Genomic DNA, 571 nt, shown 5'->3' with positions numbered 1-571 from the left:
ACTTATTATTAGTGGTTACTGTTAAAACGCATTCGATGACCGCTTTATTCATACAACATCCATTGTATAACAAGCGCTCTATAGCACGGCTTTCGGATATGAGCCTAGTACACGTACATCTTTCACCAACGGCCGAATATCATCGATAGCTGCACTCACATTTACATCTTGAATATGACCATTCATATCAATAAAGAAGACATAAGCCCATTTATTAGGGCGTTCAGGTCGAGTCTCAATGCTGGTCATCGACACACCATGATATGACAATGGCTTGAGGATTTCGATTAGGGCACCTGCTTTGTCATGAGCTGAGACCACAATAGAAGTCTTGTCTTGTCCTGATGGCGCAATGGCCTCATGACCAACAATTAAAAAACGCGTGGTATTACTAGGATTGTCTTCAATATTTGAATATAGCTTATGCAGATCATACTCTGCAGCGGCGACATCACCTGCGATAGCTGCTGAATGCCACTCGTTTTTAAGACGACGGGCCGCTTCACCATTACTTGATACTGCCACACGCTCAACATTAGGAAAATTAACATCGAGCCAATGACGACACTGG

The 571-nt window shown here is 42.9% G+C and carries 1 protein-coding gene; it reads right to left on the bottom strand.

The window, feature by feature from the left end; translation table 11 throughout:
* Nucleotides 1-78: 78 nt before the first annotated feature.
* On the bottom strand, nucleotides 79-571 hold a 493-nt coding region (locus ACS8FD_RS23265), incomplete at its 5' end, for a prephenate dehydratase (RefSeq protein WP_439277598.1).

Source organism: Psychrobacter sp. 1U2 (genome assembly GCF_051847575.1).
The sequence above is the reverse complement of the archived record's forward strand: the minus strand, read 5'-3'. Positions and strand labels throughout refer to the sequence as shown.